Source organism: Halorhodospira abdelmalekii (genome assembly GCF_016583625.1).
In the GTDB taxonomy this organism is placed as follows: Bacteria; Pseudomonadota; Gammaproteobacteria; order Nitrococcales; family Halorhodospiraceae; genus Halorhodospira; species Halorhodospira abdelmalekii.
Genome location: NZ_NRRN01000117.1, coordinates 1 through 2,386 on the forward strand (window position 1 = coordinate 1; position 2,386 = coordinate 2,386).

Consider the following 2,386-nt stretch of genomic DNA (forward strand, 5'->3'; position numbering starts at 1 on the left):
AGGTTGTAGATCAGCTCCTGGATCGCTTGCCGGACCTCCGGGTAGCTGAGCCGGTCGTTACGGACATAGGGCGCTAGATAGGTGTCGAAGGAGCTGAACGCCTGTGCCCCGGCCCACTCGTTCTGCATCGTGCCGAGGAAGTTGACGATCTGGCCGATGGCGCTGGATAGGTGCCGCGGCGGCCCCGCCTCGACCCGGCCGGGAACACCGTTCAGCCCCTCGTGGAGGAAGGTGCGCAGCGACCAACCGGCGCAGTAGCCGGCGAGTAGATCCAGGTCGTGGATGTGAATGTCACCGCTGCGGTGAGCCTCGCCGATCTCAGGCGGGTAGACGTGATTCAGCCAGTAGTTGGCGGTCATCTTGCCGGCACTATTCAGAATCAGCCCGCCGAGCGAGTAGCCCTGGTTGGCGTTGGCGGCCACTCGCCAGTCTTCGCGGTCGAGGTACTCGTTCATCGACTGCTCAACATCGAGCACCGTCTTACGATCGGCCCGCAGCCGCTGATGCTGCTCGCGATAGGCAATGTAAGCACGCAGGGTCGGCAGATAGCCGGCGTCGAAGAGCGCCCTCTCGACGGTGTCCTGAATCTGCTCGACTTCGGGAAGCTCACTGCGCGGCAGTGCCTCGATCACCCGATCGGACAACCGCTGTGCCTCCGCGGCGCCGAACTCGCCGGTAGCAGAACCGGCTTTGGCGATAGCGGTGGTGATGCGCTCCTGGCAGAAAGAGAAGATGCGGCCGTCGCGCTTGCGCACGAGGGCGGGGAGAGATTGCGTCTGGGTCATGTTGGCTGCTCCTTGGCCAAATATAGTGTCTCACGCTGCCCAACAAGCCTATATGTTGTGGCCTGATCCTGGCAAGAGCCACTATATCTGGATCCGGAGTGAAGCGCAATGATTCTCGGTGGTTAGCTCCGAGAAAACGTCTCCAGCAGCTTTCAACTCGCTCCTTCGGCGCGAATTGCCACAAACGATTCAACGTGCAGCTGTGACTCACCATCGAAGCGGTAGGCCACCAGCGGACCTGCTTTGGCCACGCTATAGTCGAGGCATGCGACGTTGGGCGCCAGCGGTTTGGGTGTTCCGCTCAGCCAGTAGTGCCCGACAAAGACCGGCGGCGCTGAGACCGGGTAGCTCAGGGCCGGATACTCAGCAGGTACTGGGTCATCCGGCAGCTGCTCCAGCAGATCCGCCCCACCAAAGGCGACCTCCCGCCAGTTTTTGCCCGACGCCGCCTCCCACCACCGCACACGCACCTCGCTGCGCAAATGACCATCCTTGTCGGCAAAGCGCACACCGCACGGCAGCGGCCACTCGGCACCCTTAAGCAAGCGCTCTACGGCGGCACCCAAGGCACTCTCCGGGTCGAAGAGTTCAGGAAACTCCAGCGGCCAGTCGGGTACGCTTTGCAGATCGAGTTGCCTAATCGTCTCCATCTCCGCGGGCAGCCAAGCGGCGTGGATCACACGCAGCCCATCCAATTCGAGCCACATCGGTAGCGTCTTGAACCACTCCAGATCACTGCGTGGTTGGTCGCGATGACCAGCGTAGCAGCGACGGGTTGCGGCGTGCTGCTGACGGTTCTTTTCAGTGTGGGGCCGGAGGTACTCTCCCGTCTCGGGATGGCGTGTATGGTAGGCGATGGCGTTCAACTCGTGATTGCCCATAACGCAGTGGGCATATCCGGCGTCGACCATGCGCCGAACCGTATCGACGACCGCCCTCGGGTAAGGTCCACGGTCGATGAGATCGCCCAGGAAGATCGCGGTGCGCTCNGCCAGAAGGGTTCAGCGTCTCCTGTCGTGATCCAGGCGCTCCGGCCCGAAGCGCGGATGATAGCCGTGAACTTGGCCATCGGGGCCATAGCTGTGATCGCCGTGGTGGCGGTAAACGCCCTCCGGACCTACTGTGGTGCGGGCGCCGTGCGGGATATCGTAGTGCCGATAGATGCTACCGTCGGGACCGATGGTGCGATCGCCGTAGTGGCGATAGACCCCATCGGGGGTGACCGTTCTCTCATCGCCGGGTTGCCCGTGTTGCCAGTAGGTGCCGCGGTCAGCGGAGGTGCTGGCAGTGCCGCCCTCGCGCGCCGGTGAGCTCGCTTGGCAGCCAGAGGCAAACAGCACGATGGCTGCGGCGATGGTCGCTATCGCTGCGGCCGTGGGAACGCTGTAGTCCATAAGCGGTGCCCTCCGCGTGCCAGATCGGTTACGTTATCGGGATGCTTTACGCCCTGATCGGTCTCTTAGTCTGCATCATCACCATGGTCAAGTTCGTCGACCACGGCAACGACGTGGCGAGTGTCGTTGGTGTCATCGCCGGCCTGCTTTGGCCGCTCACCGTCCTAGTCTGGCTAATCAAAGGCGACCTGCTGCGGCGGTGAGGCG

General features: G+C 62.9%; 4 protein-coding genes. 1 reads left to right on the top strand and 3 read right to left on the bottom strand.

Going from position 1 to position 2,386, the window contains the following annotated elements; translation table 11 throughout:
- The 3 genes from nrdD to CKO15_RS13650 all read right to left on the bottom strand — a co-directional run.
- The coding region (nrdD, locus tag CKO15_RS13640) for an anaerobic ribonucleoside-triphosphate reductase (RefSeq protein ID WP_242464812.1) at positions 1 to 785 on the bottom strand (785 nt) is incomplete at its 3' end.
- Between the two features lie 152 nt (positions 786 to 937).
- On the bottom strand, positions 938 to 1,774 hold an 837-nt coding region (locus tag CKO15_RS13645), incomplete at its 5' end, for a metallophosphoesterase (RefSeq protein WP_207124170.1).
- 12 nt (positions 1,775 to 1,786) lie between these two features.
- Positions 1,787 to 2,179: a hypothetical protein gene (locus CKO15_RS13650; protein WP_200197360.1), complete on the bottom strand. Its 393-nt coding sequence runs from the start codon at positions 2,177 to 2,179 to the stop codon at positions 1,787 to 1,789.
- A gap of 5 nt (positions 2,180 to 2,184) precedes the next feature.
- On the opposite strand from CKO15_RS13650, the gene CKO15_RS13655 reads away from it, so the two are divergent.
- Positions 2,185 to 2,382: a hypothetical protein gene (locus CKO15_RS13655; protein ID WP_200197362.1), complete on the top strand. Its 198-nt coding sequence runs from the start codon at positions 2,185 to 2,187 to the stop codon at positions 2,380 to 2,382.
- Positions 2,383 to 2,386 lie beyond the last annotated feature (4 nt).

Coding starts and splice junctions, on each gene's coding strand:
- CKO15_RS13650 (WP_200197360.1), bottom strand. CDS start 2,179: ATGGACTACAGCGTTCCCACGGCCGCAGCGATAGCGACCATCGCCGCA.